Here is a 16,727-nt window from a genome sequence, read left to right as displayed (position 1 = left end):
TTCAATCAACCATAACAAGCCTTACTGAGGCATCACTACACTTTCGATAATGTGAATTACTCCGTTACTTCCGGCGACATCGGTTTTAGCGATCTTGCTGTAATTGCCGTTAGCATCTTTTAAGTAGATACCACCATCTTTAGATATTGCAGTTAGTTTTCCACCACTTAAAGTAGTTAGTTCTACACTGCCTTTTCCTTTCTTTAAGGCCGCAGCCACATCACTGGCCATTAACTTTCCTGAAACCACATGATATGTCAAAATACCCGCTAAGGTCGATTTGTTTTTTGGTTCTAATAATGAATTCAAAGTTTTACTATCAATTTTTCCGAATGCATCATTGGTTGGTGCAAAAACGGTAAATGGTCCATCACCCTTTAAAGCACCTACTAGGTCGGCTGCTTTTAAGGCAGTTACTAAGGTGGAAAAGTCATCTACTGATACTGCAATATCTACGATGTCTTTTTTAGCTTGAGCCTGAGTTTGATTAAAAACAGCTGTGAATGCTATTAATGCGAATGTTACGATAATTTTTTTCATGATTTTGTTTTTCTAATGTTTATTAAAATGAATGTTAAGCGCTTTCAATTTTATAAACACCAAAAAGAGATTGATGGATGAGTAATAATTTTTTTTGTGAAACTTTTAACTAAATTTATTAAACAAAATATAGAATAGGGTCAGGCATTTATTAATGTGTTTATTGAACAATTATTCCTTAATTTTGATTTATTACATCTTTTATGGAAGAAGATCTTAGCTTAATTAAACGATTGCAAGAAAAAGACGCCACCGCGCTTTCATTATTGTATGACCAATATGCTCCAGCCCTAAATGGTGTAATTGTCAGAATATGTAGAGATGAGGTTTTGGCTGAGGAATTGCTTCAGGAAACTTTCATGAAAATTTGGGATAAAGCCGCAATATATGACCCTAAAAAAGGGCGATTTTATACTTGGGCATATCGTGTTGCAAAAAATACTGCATTAAATGGTATAAGAAATTCGAAAAAGCTCATCCAAACGGAAGATATGGGTGTATATACAAATAAAGCTGCTGCAGAACCCATAGACGATTATAGCGAGTTGAAAGGTTCTATACATCAACTAGACCAACACCATAGGGAAGCCATTGAATTGGTTTACTTTAAAGGATTGACACACAGAGAAGCTCATGAAGAAATGGGAGTTCCTTTAGGCACCTTTAAGTCCTATGTCAGCCAAGCTTTAAAAAAGTTGAGAGCGACCTACCAAAAACAACTACTGTTGTTTATTAGTTTAATTGAAATGGTTGTATCATGAAGAAGAGAAATATTTTGGAAGAAGAAGGGATTTTGGAGCGATACGTACTTGGTGAACTTTCTAAGGATGAAAGAGATCAAGTCAGATCTTTATTGTCTGAAAATGAGGAACTACAAAGGAAAGTTGAGCAAATCGAAAAAGATCTTGAAAAATTAGCATTTGAAAATGCTGTGGCGCCGTCATCAGCGATAAAAAAGAACCTTCTAAGATCGATTGAAGCTACTAGGGAAGAAGAGACAAAAAGCATCCCCTTAAAGAAAAAATCATATTATTTATCTATTGCTGCAAGTATTGCTTTTATAGCAATTGCGTTGGCTGGATATCTATTTACACAGTGGCAGAACACTAAAAAACAGCTTATAGAAAGTCAAAATGAAGCCGTTGTCTTGTCGAATCAATTAAATGAGATTGAGGGCAAATTAAATCAGACACAACAGCAATACAATGTGGTTAACAACCCTCGGGTAATACCATTGCGCTTGTTGGGCAATCAAAAGATGCCGCAGGCGGTAGCATTAGTCTATTTAAACCATGAGGAGATGGAAGTGGTCATTAACTCGCAAGGAATGCCGGCATTGCCTAAAGATAAAGACTATCAACTCTGGGCCGATGTTGATGGTGAAATGATTAATATGGGTGTAGTACCAGCCGAACAACAATTGGTGAGAATGAAATACATTCCTAATGCCGCATCCATCAATATTACCATTGAACCAGCTGGTGGTAATGATCATGCTACAGTAGAGCAATTGGTTTCCAATATCATCTTATAGAAGTTATTGTCAATAGGTCTTATGACATTAGCGAATAAAATTCTTTTAGTTACATTTAGCTCTATAACTATAAATAACCTGTTACATGAACGAACTTAAGTTTCCAATTAACTTCGATTTTAAAATTTCAACACTTTCTAACGATTTTACAGCTACTGATGCAAATGGCAATACTATTGCATATGTGCGTCAAAAGATGTTTAAGTTAAAAGAGGCGATTACCATATATAATAATGATACGAAATCGCATGAGCTATATAAGATAAACGCTGATAAATGGCTCGATTTTTCTACCGCTTATAAGTTTACTGATGTTTCTAATGGTGCGAACTTGGGAAAGGTTGCTCGTAAAGGTTGGAAATCGATTTGGAAAGCTAACTATGAAGTGATTGATCAAAACGAAAAGCTGCAGTACCGCATTCAGGAAGAAAATGCTTGGGTAAAAGTGCTTGATGGCGTTTTGGGAGAAATTCCTATTTTGAATTTTTTCACGGGATATTTTGCAAACCCTGCTTACATCGTGTCGGATACGAGGGACCAAAAAGTAATGAAGTTGAAAAAACAACCTTCTTTCTTCGGTAGAAAATTTCAAATTACCGCCTTAAAACAGACAGATGCCGATGATGATCATCGCTTGATGTTAAGTTTAATGATGCTTGTGCTATTAGAACGAAAAAGAGGGTAGTGTCATCTAGAAATTATATAAAAAGCTCTAAAGAATATTGACAATCTTTGGAGCTTTTCTCTTATATCTTGATTTTTTTCTTGAGCGAAACGATCTATATACTATCGGGTAATAGAACACCATCTACCATATGTACAACGCCATTCCACGCTTGAATATCAAGGGTGCTTAGCGTATTAGTATTCATTTTTTCATCAGTAATACTAATATCATTTCCTACTTTGCTTACTGTTAAGACACCTGTTTCCTGAGTGGTAATACTCATTCCGTCCATTAATCTGGCAGAGATCAATATTTTTTGACCACCGGTGGCAACTATTGTGTGATAATTTAAAATACTTACCACTTGTTCGCTTGTGAACCCGCTAAGATCTGTCCCGTTAATCGCTTGATTGGTTGGTGCAAAAATGGTGAAATCAGTATCAAGATCAGATAAAGCTGCATTAATATCATCAGTTACAATACTTTTTAAAGAGGACATTTGGGGATCAGCATTTATAAAATCGGATACAGCGGGAAGTTTTAAAACTTCAGTTACTTTATGAATGGTTCCGTTAGTTGCAGCAATATCGGCCTGCTCAATCATAACCGTACCGTTTATGGTAATACTTGAACCCGTTTGTATATACAGATCAATATCTTGGTTATTGCTAGGTTCTTTCGCAAGAGTACTAACATAGCCATTCATGAAATCTCCACTCGCTGTTGCTCCACTTTTTAAGTGATAGTTTATAATGGCAGTTAAAAGGTTAGCTTGAATATTGTCGAGTGTAATATCAATTCCCAGAGTAGCAAAATATCGATCGAAAGCATCGTTATCAGGAATAAAAATTGTGAAACTTCCGGTATCGTTGTTTAGGGCATTGGTTAACCCAACACGATCAAGGGCATCTTTAAAGGTGCTATAATTGGCGTCTGCAATGATGTATTGAATGATGTTTTGTGTGGCATTGTCATTACCACCATCATTATTTCCGTCGCCAGAACCGTCGTTACCTCCATCTGATCCATCACTGTTGCCGTCAGAACCATCTCCTTGACCTGATCCGTCATTTGAGTCATCATTGTCACCTTCGCTTTGTTGATCACCTTCCGTATCATCGTCGGCGTTGTTTTGAATATCTTCTAGAAGCTGTTCCAATTCAGGATCTAACGTCTGAACTTCACATCCAAAAAATAAAAAGGAGAAAGCTAGCAGGTACGCAGTACTTTTAATTAATTTGTGCATGGCATTTAGTTTGCCATTGAACGGAAACAGTATAAATTATTGTTTCCAACAAATAAAGTACATATTTATTCGATTAACGTCTTGATATGGTATAAAAAAGGCTAGTCTGATTTAACATCAAGCTAGCCTTTTCAACTATATAATCAATATAGATGTCTGGGAGTTAGTTACTTGGCGCTGGTGGCAAAATAACTTTGTCAACAGCATGTATTACACCATTGGTTGCTTGCACATCCGCTGCAATTACATTACTTACTCTACTACGAGCATCGGTAATGCTTACAGGATCAATATTTGCCGTTACGTCCCCACCAAGAGTCGCTACGGTCATACCATCCATTATTTGACCGGACTGCACATTGGCACCAGCAACAACATGGTGATTTAATGTCGCTACTAAGGTTGCAGTATCAATATCACTTAGTTCGCTAACTCCTAGTTCTCCTAGTAAATCGGTAAACGCTGTATCTATAGGTGCGAAAACTGTAAAAGGAGAATTGGTTGTGCCAGCTAAGGTGGTTACATAATTCTGGTCAGCGACATCACTTCTTGTTAAAGCACTAACTAACACAGAAAAATTGGGATCGGCGGTCGCAAAAGTCACGATATTGGGTCTAGCGATTACTTTATCTACAATGTGAACAATCCCATTAGAAGCGTCAACGTCTGCAGTTGATACCGTAGATATACCATTAAATTTTACTCCTTCACTTGTATTGTAATAAATACTCAAGTTCGTATCATTAGGCCCTGTTGATAGTGTGTTTGTATATCCGGCACCATTACTCGTTAATACTGCAGAGCGTATTTTACCTTCGATTACATGATTTAATAAAATTTGAGCTAAAACGTCTGTAGGAACATCTCCTAAAGAAGCAAAATTGTTTTCACTAAGGAAGGTCGAGAAAGCAGCGTTGGTGGGAGCTAAGACCGTATAATTTGTACTACCGCTTAATGTAGTTACTAAGTCACCATCTGCCGCTTGTAAAGCTGCAACTAGACTGCTTAAATCGGCAGTTGCTTGGGCAGTTTCAACAATATTTAACGTTGCTGGTGGATCACCACCATCATCGTCATCACTACATGAAAAAGCAAATACTGCTGTAAATGCCAATAATAAGACTTGGGTTTTTTTGAAGATAGATTTCATAATGTTTAATTTGATTTTTGTTTAAGATATTTTACATTTTATTAAACAACATTAAGTTGCGCATTATTGCAAATGGTTGCTTACGTTCATCGGTTTTAATAAAAGTTTAACAATCAGCGATAACTGATTTTTAGGAAGTATTGGTCTTAACGGAGGGTTTGGCAGTATTTTTGAAATACTAGCGATGTCTTAGATACGTTATTGTGATGCGTATTGGATGTTTATTACTAAGTAAAAAAAATAAAGAAGTATTTTAAAAAATGAAATCACTCGTAGTTTTTCTTTTGTTATTCGCTCAATCAATGGTTGCACAGAGTATTAATCAGTTTGATGAGAATAACGAGCGTCATGGTATCTGGAAAAAGTATTTCGATGGAACCAAACAGCTTCGTTATGAAGGTCAGTTTGAGCACGGCAAAGAAGTGGGGCTTTTTAAGTTTTACACAAGGAAAAGTAAGGATCAACCAGTTGCAACTCGGTTTTTTAAGAGTGGAAGCACAGAGGTAGAAGTTAAATTTTTTGCGCTTTCTGGAAGATTGATCAGCAAAGGAATACTCGTAGATAAAAAACGCGAAGGTGTTTGGGAACTCTTTCAAAAAGACGGAAAAACCTTGTTGTCTAAAGAGAGTTATAAAAGTGGCGAGCTTGACGGTTTATATGAGATATACTATAAAAATGGGAAGTTGTCAGAAACATTTCAATACAAATTTGGACTGAAAGATGGCCCTTCAAAAAAATATGCACCCAATCAAACCATTATTCACGAAGTGGTATATGTTGATGGTAAATTACGCGGTCCAGCTACTTATTATGACATAAAAGGCAGTGTTATTATAAAAGGCGAATACGCCGCCGATAGAAAGGCTGGGTTATGGAAATACTATGAAGGAGATAAGCTGGTGAAAGAAGTTGATTACAAGAACTGGAATAAGCCAGTAACTATTGAATATTAAACAGGTTGTTGTAATTTTGCAGATCAAATAGCGACAGCTGTTTGGTAAGTGAAAAATGCAAAATGAAACGAGTAATAGTTGGACTTTCTGGTGGAGTAGATAGTAGTGTAACCGCATATCTTTTAAAAGAGCAAGGATATGAGGTGATTGGCCTGTTTATGAAGAATTGGCATGACGATTCTGTTACTATTTCAGATGAATGCCCGTGGCTCGAAGACAGTAACGATGCATTAATTGTTGCCGAGAAACTCGGAATCCCTTTTCAAACAGTTGATTTAAGTAAAGAATATAAGGAGCGTATCGTTGACTATATGTTCAATGAATACGAGCGCGGTCGTACACCAAATCCTGATGTACTTTGTAATCGTGAGATAAAGTTTGATGTATTCTTAAAAATCGCTTTGAGTTTGGGTGCAGACTATGTCGCTACAGGGCATTATTGCCAAAAAGATACTATTCAAGTTGAAGGAAAGCCAGTTCATCGGTTATTAGCCGGAGCAGATGGCAACAAAGATCAATCTTATTTTTTGTGTCAGCTTTCGCAGGAGCAATTATCAAAAACCTTGTTTCCGATAGGGCATTTGACCAAACCTGAAGTGCGTGAAATTGCAAAAGAACAAGACTTAATTACCGCAGGGAAAAAAGATTCTCAAGGTTTGTGTTTTATAGGAAAGGTGAAGCTACCGGACTTTTTGCAACAGCAATTACAACCTAAAGAAGGTGTTATTGTTGAAATTCCAGAGGATCAATCGTTTTATCAAAAATCAATCCCAGATTTTGATTCAAAAGAAGATGAACTAGCGTTTTTCTCAAATAAAATTGACTATTCGGTAGATCAAGGTAATGTAGTGGGTAAACATCAAGGCGCACATTATTTTACTATCGGTCAACGAAAAGGATTGGCTGTTGGCGGAACTGCTGAACCATTATTCGTTATTGATACTGATGTCAATGAAAATGTCATTTATACTGGGCAAGGAAAAGCACATCCTGGTCTCTATCGACGTACGCTTTTTGTAAATCAAGATGAAGTGCATTGGGTTCGTGAAGATATGCGATTAAATATAGATGAAACCATGCGTGTGGAGGCGAGAATTCGCTACCGCCAACCACTTCAAACAGCTACACTATATCAAGTAGATTCAGGTTTATATGTCGATTTTGATGAGCCACAGTCTGCCATTACTGCTGGGCAATTTGTTGCTTGGTATGTAGGGGATGAGTTAGTGGGTTCTGGAGTTATTGGCTGATTCTTTTAAGTTCAGAGTGACGAGTTCAATGTTTTATTGTTTGATATCCTATAGGTGTTCCTTGTTGAAATTTGGATTTTGTTTTTTGGAATTTAAAGAGGTACTCATTCCATCATCAATCTTCGCATATTCACATTTTCATAGTTTCTTCTTACAAAGTCCAGTGCAGCTTTCATGACTTCGCCCATGTTGGAGCTTTTTTTGAATTCGATATCTCCGGTTAGATTGAAAATTTCCGTTTTTAATTGGTTGATATGATCGATTAATGATATTTCATCATTTAGCATGCACAATAACAGATCTTCAAGTTGATTTTCTGTGGCTAACATTCTCCTTGCAACAATTGAGCGTTCTTCAATCTTGTATTGATCGACAGATCGCTTTTGTAGTTTTTCTTGAACCAGCTCTACCATTTTATTATTCTCTTTAAAAAACTGAGGTCGGTAGACTTTTAATTTACCTTCAAAACATTGTTGGTCAAAATCAATTGCTCGAATACGATATACTACATGATCAAAATCATGTACAGGAACAATAACGTAGTTATATGACCGCATATCGCCTAGCAGACGAATCATACAACGTTCGTTAAACTTAACGAACTCTTTTGCGATTTGTGATTTGGCACTTTCTGTAACCTTTGGAAGTTCTTCTTTTATAAAAACATCACCAGGAATTCCAGCAATATGCTCCTCAATTAAAGTGTCTTTATAAACTAAAAAGTTCAGGTTATGGGGCGATAGCATATGCTCTAACTCTAAACCGTAAATTCGAGAAGCATCAGCTTTTTTGACGTAGAAATAAGTGTAATTATCATTCAGGACATTTCGAATCTTAACGCGAAAAGGCTTTGAATTTCCGAAGGTGCAATAATCAATCGCATCGACATTTAAAAAAGGGATTGTTTCCTCATTACCATCGGAATGTAAAATGGTGTATACTTTCTTTAAACTAAGGTCTATTTCTTCCCGCTCAAATTCAGAATAATACACCCGCACCCATAAGGTATCTTGATCATTTTTGTCATATACCACAATAGATCCCGAAAAGCGTAGCAAATCATCATAAAAAATGGGAATTTTAATATTCCTATTGTATTCATTTAGATACAGATGAAGCTGCTTGTTAACCGGATAAGACGGTTTTTTCTTCGACATTAGTTTTTCTTCACTCATTAAGAGGCTTTTGGGTAAAGTTAGCATCTTTCTTGTAACAAAACTGTATTTTGGTCGTCATACACACATAATCAATCAAACCAAACATGAGTTCAGAAACTATTTTGACCATTAATAACCTGACTAAAAAGTACGGGCATATTACTGCGGTCAAAGATCTTTCATTTACCATAGAAAAAGGCAATGTTTATGGCATTTTAGGCCCCAACGGAAGTGGAAAAAGTACCACCCTAGGTATTGTTTTAAATGTGGTAAATAAAACCCTTGGAGATTTCCATTGGTTCGACGGAAACGTATCAACCCACGAAGCTTTAAAAAGGGTAGGCGCAATCATCGAGCGACCTAATTTTTATCCGTATATGACTGCGATACAGAACCTGAAATTGGTCTGTAAAATTAAAGGCGTTTCTCAGGATAAAATAGAAGAAAAGCTTAAGATAGTAGGACTGTTAGAGCGCAAAAATAGCAAGTTTCGCACCTATAGTTTAGGTATGAAACAACGTTTAGCTATTGCATCAGCTTTATTAAATGATCCTGAGATATTGATATTGGACGAACCTACAAACGGACTAGATCCTGAAGGAATTCATTCAATACGGGAAATAATTAAGAAAATTGCAAGTCAGGGTACTACGATTTTGCTGGCGTCTCATTTATTAGATGAGGTAGAGAAGGTATGTAGCCATGTGGTAATTCTTCGTAAAGGAGAAAAATTATACGGCGGCCGAGTAGATGAGATGGTTGCGAGTCACGGTTTCTTCGAGTTAAAAAGTGAAGCAAACGGCGAATTGGTGCAGCTCTTAGAATCTCATAATGCTTTCGGAAAAATCACAACGGAAGGCGACTTAATCACCGCTTTCTTGAACCAGCCATTAAAATCAAATGAGCTGAATAAATTGCTATTTGAAAAAGGCATTGTCCTTTCTCATTTAGTACAAAGAAAAGAGAGTCTCGAGGAGCAGTTCTTAACCATCACTCAAAATCAATCAAACTAAAACAGCAATCAAAAAATGGTACGATTACTTCAAATAGAATGGATAAAGCTTTGGAATAATAGAGCGAGCAAGGTATTAATAGTTGCTTATTTTGTCCTACTAACATTAATATCATTGGTGGCGGCTATCAAGTTTGATATAGGGCCAATTAAATTTCATTTAGCTGAACTAGGTATATTTAACTTTCCCTATGTATGGCATTTTAATACGTTTATTGCTGCTTTCTTTAAGCTGTTTTTAGCCGTGGTCATTGTGTCTATGATGGCAAATGAATACAGCAATAAAACCATCAAGCAAAATTTGATCGATGGGTTTAGTAAATGGGAATTTGTTTACTCTAAATTTTTAACGGTACTGGCTTTTGCGGCAGTATCGACTGTATTTATTTTTGTTGTTTCTCTGTTGCTAGGTCTCGGATATTCTGATTACAATGAAATAGGAATAATTTTTTCCGATTTGGAATTCATTCTTGCCTTTTTTATAAAGTTGGTCGGTTTCTTTTCTTTCTGTTTATTTCTCGGAATATTGGTGAAGCGCTCGGCTTTTGCATTAGGCTTTTTAATATTGTGGACTATCATCGAGCAGTTGCTATTTGGATTAATAGGATGGAAGTTGACCACCTGGGATACGGCAAAACAGATCAAGAATTTCTTTCCTTTAGAATCAATGGCGAATTTGATTAACGAGCCTTTTAGTAGATTGTCTGCAGTGCAAAACCTAGGACAGCAAATAGGTGAAGATCTAAAATTTGATTATGCTGTACATTGGTATGAGATATTAATCGTATTGGTGTGGAGCTCACTTTTTATATACTGGTCATACGCTTTATTAAAACGTAGAGATTTATAATATTTTGTCATTTTTTAAGTTATTCTAGAAGACCTTAACCCATTACGTTTTCTATTGTAATCTTAATTATGACTACCAACCGAATCTCCGCTTTCTTTCTAGTTGTATTTTTATTTTTCTATGTAGAACAAAATCAGGCTTTTAGCGAAGTTTTTGTTCCTCCTGGATGTGTCGATTTAACAGCGCCAATTAATGGAGCTGTTGGCGTAGCCATTGATACAAATATCACTTGGGAGCAAGAAGACGATGCTTTGGGATATAGAATTACTGTTAGTACCGTTACTCCTACCGCTGGAAATATTGCTAATAATGTTGATGTTGGAAATCAATTATTTTATGATCCAGCGGCTGATCTACCGGCAAATACGATCATTTTTATACAGATAATACCTTACAATCTTGATGGGCCAGCAGATCCAGCATGTAAGTTTCAATTTTTTAGCACGGGAACGGGAAGTGTTACAGCGGGTGTAACGGATTTAGTTGAATGCGAAGGACAACAAAATTTTGATGGGTTAACAGTGTTCGATCTTACTGAAAAAAATGATGAGATTTCTCAGGGCGATCCTAATATTGCGATCTTTTATTACTTAACAGAACAAGATGCAATCGACGCGACTAATCTGATCGTCGATCCTGAGAATTTTTCCAATACTATTAATCCGCAAGAAATTTGGTATCGAGCACAAGATATTACAGATCCATTGGTATTTACCACGGGCCCCTTCAATCTGGTGGTTGAGACTGGGGTTAATGCCAATAATGTGAGTGTTTTGACACTTCCAGATACCAATGCAAACGGTATTAATACATTCGATCTTACTTCAGCTTATAATCAAATAACCAATACAACTCCCGGATTAACATTACAGTTTTTTGAAGATATTGATGATGCTCAGAATAACTCAATTACTGATGAGATTCCGAATCCGACTGCTTATGATAATATTGCGAATCCGCAAGAAGTATATGTGCGGGTTAGCAATGCCGCAGGTTGTGATGAGGTTGTAAGATTACGGTTAAGAGTAGGTTGCGATTTCGATAGTGCTACTACGCCAGTTTTAAATAGTATTCCACCTTTAGCTGTCTGTGATGATTCCAACGGAGTCGATAGAGATGATATAGGTCTTTTTGACCTAGAACGTAAACGAAATCAGATTTATACTGAAATTGGTTTAGCTCCAGATGTAACCATCACATTTCACAGAACACTGGCAGAAGCTCAAAACAACCAAAATCCCGTTACCGGGGATTTGGTAACAGGTCCAGATTTTTTATACGTTCGCGTAGACGGAGGTTCTCAGGGCTGTAGTGCTCAAATTACAGAACTTACTTTATTAGTAATTCCGTTGCCTGTTATTGTAATGCCTTCTGAATTCATTCTGTGTTTAAATAATCTTCCTGAACCACTGCGTATTAATGCTCCTTTTGGTTTCGATGGCTATGAATGGAGAAGGGTAGGAGATAATACTGTTATAGAAACTGATTCTCAAATTGCCATTACTGAAGCTGGAATGTACAATCTTACAGTATTTGAAAACAGTCCATTTGGCCCGCGATGTGAAGATGATATGGATTTTGAAGTAATTGCTTCAAATATTGCAACAGTTACAGATGTTGACGTTCAAGATATCATGGATAACAATACATTAGAAGTATTTGTTGAGGGAGAAGGCGACTATGAATATGTGTTAGATAATCCTGAAGGAACGTATCAGGACAGTAATTTTTTCGATAATGTAAGACCTGGTTTTAGGACAATTTATATAAGAGATAAAAATGGCTGTGGTATTACTGAATTTGAGGTGGCAGTTATCGGATACCCGAGATACTTTACACCTAATGCCGATGGCTTTCATGATACTTGGCAAATAAAAGGAATAGACAATTCTATACCCACCGATACCAAGATTTATATCTTCGATAGGTTTGGCAAATTTATAAAACAAATACGAACAGATAGCCCGGGTTGGGATGGTTTGGTCGACGGTAAGCCATATCCTTCTACTGATTATTGGTTTACAGTTGAACTGGAAGATGGGCGTAACTTCAAAGGGCATTTTGCACTAAAAAGATGATGATTAACTAGGGTAGGCTCAATGATTGTTAGTAGTGAGTAATGATTTTGACTCGGCGCCGTTTCAGAAAGCTTTTTTAGCGAACTTTGAATTCAGATTCGCATCATAAATCCGTAATTTTACAAGATGCAATTCAAGCTAGAATCAGAATTCGATCCGACTGGTGACCAGCCAGAAGCCATAAGTCAATTAGTGAATGGTATTACCTCTGGAGAGCGTTATCAAACCTTATTAGGGGTAACGGGTTCAGGTAAAACCTTTACCGTTGCAAATGTTGTGAAAGAAGTGCAGCGACCAACTTTGGTATTAGCACATAACAAAACATTAGCCGCCCAATTGTATTCGGAATTTAAGCAGTTTTTTCCGGATAATGCGGTTGAGTATTTTGTGTCCTATTATGACTACTATCAGCCAGAAGCATATATTCCTGTAACTGGGACATATATTGAAAAAGATCTATCTATTAATGAAGATATTGAGAAGCTGCGATTAAGCACAACGTCCTCTTTACTATCGGGTAGAAGAGATGTTCTTGTTGTCGCATCAGTTTCTTGTTTGTACGGTATAGGAAACCCGATTGAGTTTCAAAAGAATGTAGTCAAGATTAAAAGAGATCAAATAATCTCAAGAACTAAATTACTACATCAGCTAGTACAAAGTTTATATTCAAGAACAGAGGCGGAATTTAAACGCGGTAATTTTAGAATTAAAGGAGATACGGTTGATATTTTTCCGAGCTATGCAGATATCGCATTTCGCATCCATTTTTTTGGTGATGAAATTGAAGAGATAGAAGCATTTGATCCAGAAACCAATGCCATTTTAGAAAAATATGATAGACTGAATATCTATCCAGCAAATATGTTTGTGACCTCGCAAGATGTGTTGCAAAATGCCATTTATCAAATTCAGGATGATCTTGTAAAACAGGTGGATTACTTTAAAGATATTGGTAAACATTTGGAAGCAAAACGCCTTGAGGAACGCACTAATTTTGATTTGGAGATGATCCGGGAATTAGGATATTGCTCAGGAATTGAGAATTATTCGCGCTATTTGGATGGTAGAGCGGCTGGTACAAGGCCTTTTTGTTTGCTAGATTACTTTCCGGATGATTATTTGATGGTGGTAGATGAAAGTCATGTAACGATTTCACAAGTACATGCCATGTATGGCGGTGACCGAAGCCGAAAAGAGAACCTTGTTGATTATGGATTTCGATTACCTGCAGCAATGGACAACCGGCCATTAAAATTCGATGAGTTTGAAGCACTACAAAACCAAGTTGTATATGTAAGTGCCACACCCGCGGATTATGAAATGCAGAAGACAGAAGGAATGTATGTCGAGCAGGTAATTCGGCCCACCGGACTGCTCGATCCTATTATTGAAGTGCGCCCGAGCTTAAATCAAATTGATGATTTAATTGAAGAAATTCAAGTAAGAGTCGAACGAGATGAACGTACTTTGGTTACGACACTTACTAAGCGGATGGCAGAAGAGTTGGCAAAGTATCTAACGCGTATTCAAGTTCGCTGTCGATATATCCATAGTGACGTTGATACACTAGAGCGTGTAGAGATTATGCAAGATTTGAGAAAAGGTATTTTTGACGTTCTTATTGGGGTGAATCTGCTTCGTGAAGGATTGGATTTACCTGAGGTATCTTTAGTTGCTATTTTAGATGCCGATAAAGAAGGCTTTTTGCGAAGCAACCGATCGCTAACTCAAACGGTAGGACGTGCTGCACGAAACCTAAACGGTATGGCAATTATGTATGCTGATAAGATTACCAATAGTATGCAAAAAACAATTGATGAAACGACCTATCGTCGTGAAAAGCAGATTGCATACAACAATAAAAATAACATTACTCCAAAAGCTTTAAAGAAAAGCATTGATAGCGCATTGGCAGGCAAAGCCTTTAGCCCATATCGCTTTGATGAGGAGATGCCGCAAGTTGCAGCGGAACCTGAAAGCGAATATTTAACCAAACCGCAATTAGAAAAGAAAATTCGCGAGAAGCGCAAAGCTATGGAAAAAGCAGCTAAGGATCTTGACTTTATGCAAGCCGCTAAACTTCGTGATGAGATTAAAGTTGCCCAGGATAAAATAAAGGAACTAGCCTAGGGGGCTAGTTTCTTGCAAATATTGCTATAATTTTAATGATAGCTAAAATACCCACAACCACAGCCCAAATACTTGATCCTGTTGATGATTTTTCAGTATTAGCCGTGTAGGCTGCTTCTTTAATACGATCAGCTTGCTTCTGTACTTCTTTGGGGTCCGCAACATAGGTAGCGCAGTTATCAATAAAATCAGGTTTACGTTGTGTAAGTGAGCAGACCATTCCGATATTACGATCGAATGATCTTTTTTGACATTGCTTACAAAAGGCTAATTTTTGATCCATGTTCATGGTGTGTAGTATTTGGGTTTACTGTTATAGAACAATTTAAATCCTAAATACCCTACTGTCGCGTGAAAATATGATTGTATGTTTAGAGTGGGATCTTTTTTTTAGCACTATAAACAAAAAACTTTTATGATTGTCTTTTTTATAGTTTACTAAATTATACTATTGCTAACTTGAATGTTGTGCAATAAAAAAGTCCACTATAACTAGCGGACTTTTCGATATTTAAGGAATTTGTTTTCTAAAATGGTTCGAACGACACTGGGCATAATGAATCTCCAGCAGTGGTTTTTCCACTAATCACTTCAAACGATCCTTTTGTTAATTCAGGCCCTATTCTTCTTGAGCAATCTGTATACATAACGGCATCATACTCAAAATTAAGGTAGAATTCTAAGAGAGATCCAAAGGAGCCATCGACCATCGCACCGTTTATTTCAATAATCTGACCAGGCTGTACTGTTTCATCAAATAAGGCATCTCCCACTTCTGGGAATATGATTAGATTGGTTGCAGTTGAGCCAGTATATTTTAGGATTAGATTGCTTACACCATTATTACATGTTACACAATTTTCTTCTGGTGTAGGCTCATCGACTGGTTCGTCTACAGGTTGATCATCAATCGGGTCCTCAATTACATCTAAAGGTACTTCACAAGCCACAGCATGTGCAATCATGTATATTTTATTTTCTTTTACATCTGTAATGTTATACTCGTCATTTTTCCGATTTATGGGATTGGCATGTTGGTAAGGGTATTTACCCGGAGCAACTGTCGCTTTTGCTCTTTTTCCTTTTTTAATCATAGGATATGGAGTGCTACCAATGTATAAATGTGTTTCAGTAAATTCGAATCCGTTATTAGCAACGTAGGCTACATCAACCGTATCGCTCGATCCGTCGAAGCTCACATTAAGAGTCCCCGCTAAGGCACCTTTTTCAATATCGCATCTACCTGCGCCTGCATAAATAGGAAATGAATAATCTCCGGGTGTTAATGGACCAATCGTCCAACCCCATCTTCTAAAACCATCTTTTAGAAAACATGTTGAGACGGTATCATCTCCTTTGACAAAAGCAGTATTGCAGTCTGATCCAGATTTGGTAGTTGCGAATTGAGCATTTAGTAATTCCTCTTGTTCTTGAGTTGATTCTTTAGAGCAAGAACCAAATAATAGCACAAATGAAAGTGCCAATAGGTGTAGGTATTTCATAATAATGGTGGTTTTGGGGTTATTACCGTAATTATAACAACTCTTAGGTCATTAACCCTACTTGTTAAATTGTAAGAAATAGATTTCTAGGGTGTTGTATAAAAAAAGCGTCCCGTAAAATCACGGGACGCTTTCAAACTAACTAACCAAACTTCCAGCATCCTAGCAAACACTGGAAAATCTTTATACCCTATTATGCGATCGATATTTCGCGTTTCGCAGGTACTTTTGCTTCTTCTTTTTTAGGAAGTGTAATTACTAAAATTCCATTTTCATATACAGCGTTAATGTCTTCGCTGTTTACAGTTTCTGGAATTGTAAAAGAACGTTTGAACTCAACATAATTAAATTCCCGTCTTGTATAATTACCTTCTTTTTCTGTTGTTTCGTCTTTTCTATTAGATGCAATACTCAACACATCGTTGTCTAATGCAATGTTAAAATCTTCTTTTTTTAGCCCTGGTGCTGCAACTTCTAAAGTGAAATTAGCATCAGATTCTATAATGTTCACCGATGGGGTGCTATTTTTAAATGATTTTAATGCTGTATTGCCTAAAAAATCATTTCCTAAAACATCTTCTAATAAAGAAGGAAACCAAATATCATTTTTTCTTTTAACTAAACCCATTGTCTTATATTTTTAAGTTTGATTGAATAT

General features: G+C 36.7%; 16 protein-coding genes. 9 read left to right on the top strand and 7 right to left on the bottom strand.

Features of this window, described 5'->3' with window-relative positions:
- Positions 1-21 precede the first annotated feature (21 nt).
- Positions 22-540: a fasciclin domain-containing protein gene (locus GWK10_RS02160; protein ID WP_164029253.1), complete on the bottom strand. Its 519-nt coding sequence runs from the start codon at positions 538-540 to the stop codon at positions 22-24.
- 203 nt (positions 541-743) lie between these two features.
- Here GWK10_RS02160 and GWK10_RS02155 point away from each other — a divergent pair, with 203 nt between their 5' ends.
- From GWK10_RS02155 to GWK10_RS02145, 3 genes are all read left to right on the top strand, one after another.
- Entirely contained in the window at positions 744-1,301 is a 558-nt protein-coding gene (locus tag GWK10_RS02155; RefSeq protein ID WP_164029252.1) for an RNA polymerase sigma factor, read from the top strand.
- Positions 1,298-2,074: an anti-sigma factor gene (locus tag GWK10_RS02150; protein WP_164029251.1), complete on the top strand. Its 777-nt coding sequence runs from the start codon at positions 1,298-1,300 to the stop codon at positions 2,072-2,074. Before GWK10_RS02155 ends, GWK10_RS02150 begins: the two co-directional genes overlap by 4 nt.
- An 85-nt stretch (positions 2,075-2,159) precedes the next feature.
- Positions 2,160-2,759: an LURP-one-related/scramblase family protein gene (locus GWK10_RS02145; RefSeq protein ID WP_164029250.1), complete on the top strand. Its 600-nt coding sequence runs from the start codon at positions 2,160-2,162 to the stop codon at positions 2,757-2,759.
- 94 nt (positions 2,760-2,853) lie between these two features.
- On the opposite strand, the gene GWK10_RS02140 is transcribed toward GWK10_RS02145, so the two are convergent.
- On the bottom strand, positions 2,854-3,987 hold the full coding sequence (locus GWK10_RS02140; RefSeq protein WP_164029249.1) for a fasciclin domain-containing protein: 1,134 nt from the start codon (positions 3,985-3,987) through the stop codon (positions 2,854-2,856).
- Between the two features lie 163 nt (positions 3,988-4,150).
- Positions 4,151-5,137 (bottom strand): fasciclin domain-containing protein, encoded by a 987-nt coding sequence (locus GWK10_RS02135; protein ID WP_164029248.1) that lies wholly within the window; start codon positions 5,135-5,137, stop codon positions 4,151-4,153.
- Between the two features lie 260 nt (positions 5,138-5,397).
- Between GWK10_RS02135 and GWK10_RS02130 the strand changes: the two genes are divergently transcribed.
- Positions 5,398-6,090, top strand: coding sequence for a toxin-antitoxin system YwqK family antitoxin (locus GWK10_RS02130; RefSeq protein WP_164029247.1), 693 nt, complete (start codon positions 5,398-5,400; stop codon positions 6,088-6,090).
- Positions 6,091-6,152: 62 nt separating this feature from the next.
- Positions 6,153-7,340, top strand: a complete 1,188-nt coding sequence (mnmA, locus tag GWK10_RS02125) for a tRNA 2-thiouridine(34) synthase MnmA (RefSeq protein WP_164029246.1) — start codon at positions 6,153-6,155, stop codon at positions 7,338-7,340.
- 104 nt (positions 7,341-7,444) lie between these two features.
- On the opposite strand, the gene GWK10_RS02120 is transcribed toward mnmA, so the two are convergent.
- Positions 7,445-8,515 carry a hypothetical protein gene (locus GWK10_RS02120; RefSeq protein WP_164029245.1) on the bottom strand — a complete coding sequence of 357 codons (1,071 nt, stop codon included), beginning with the start codon at positions 8,513-8,515 and terminating at the stop codon, positions 7,445-7,447.
- A gap of 86 nt (positions 8,516-8,601) precedes the next feature.
- Here GWK10_RS02120 and GWK10_RS02115 point away from each other — a divergent pair, with 86 nt between their 5' ends.
- The 4 genes from GWK10_RS02115 to uvrB all read left to right on the top strand — a co-directional run bounded on the left by GWK10_RS02115 (position 8,602) and on the right by uvrB (position 14,567).
- Positions 8,602-9,510, top strand: a complete 909-nt coding sequence (locus GWK10_RS02115) for an ABC transporter ATP-binding protein (protein ID WP_164029244.1) — start codon at positions 8,602-8,604, stop codon at positions 9,508-9,510.
- Positions 9,511-9,525: 15 nt separating this feature from the next.
- A complete protein-coding gene (locus tag GWK10_RS02110) occupies positions 9,526-10,359 on the top strand; it encodes an ABC transporter permease (protein WP_164029243.1) in 834 nt (277 codons plus the stop codon).
- A 68-nt stretch (positions 10,360-10,427) separates the two neighbouring features.
- Entirely contained in the window at positions 10,428-12,437 is a 2,010-nt protein-coding gene (locus tag GWK10_RS02105) for a T9SS type B sorting domain-containing protein (protein ID WP_164029242.1), read from the top strand.
- Between the two features lie 126 nt (positions 12,438-12,563).
- The gene (uvrB, locus tag GWK10_RS02100; RefSeq protein WP_164029241.1) at positions 12,564-14,567 is read left to right on the top strand and encodes an excinuclease ABC subunit UvrB; all 2,004 of its coding nucleotides are present in this window, start codon (positions 12,564-12,566) and stop codon (positions 14,565-14,567) included.
- Between the two features lie 4 nt (positions 14,568-14,571).
- On the opposite strand, the gene GWK10_RS02095 is transcribed toward uvrB, so the two are convergent.
- The 3 genes from GWK10_RS02095 to GWK10_RS02085 form a co-directional block, all read right to left on the bottom strand.
- The gene (locus tag GWK10_RS02095) at positions 14,572-14,850 is read right to left on the bottom strand and encodes a hypothetical protein (protein ID WP_204263072.1); all 279 of its coding nucleotides are present in this window, start codon (positions 14,848-14,850) and stop codon (positions 14,572-14,574) included.
- A 244-nt stretch (positions 14,851-15,094) separates the two neighbouring features.
- Positions 15,095-16,069, bottom strand: coding sequence for a hypothetical protein (locus GWK10_RS02090; RefSeq protein WP_164029239.1), 975 nt, complete (start codon positions 16,067-16,069; stop codon positions 15,095-15,097).
- 193 nt (positions 16,070-16,262) lie between these two features.
- Positions 16,263-16,697 carry an Hsp20/alpha crystallin family protein gene (locus GWK10_RS02085; protein ID WP_164029238.1) on the bottom strand — a complete coding sequence of 145 codons (435 nt, stop codon included), beginning with the start codon at positions 16,695-16,697 and terminating at the stop codon, positions 16,263-16,265.
- Positions 16,698-16,727 lie beyond the last annotated feature (30 nt).

The sequence above is a fragment of the Spongiivirga citrea genome (assembly GCF_010671565.1).
Classification (GTDB): Bacteria; Bacteroidota; Bacteroidia; order Flavobacteriales; family Flavobacteriaceae; genus Spongiivirga; species Spongiivirga citrea.
Note: the sequence above shows the minus strand (reverse complement) of the source record. Positions and strands in the feature narration are given on the sequence as shown.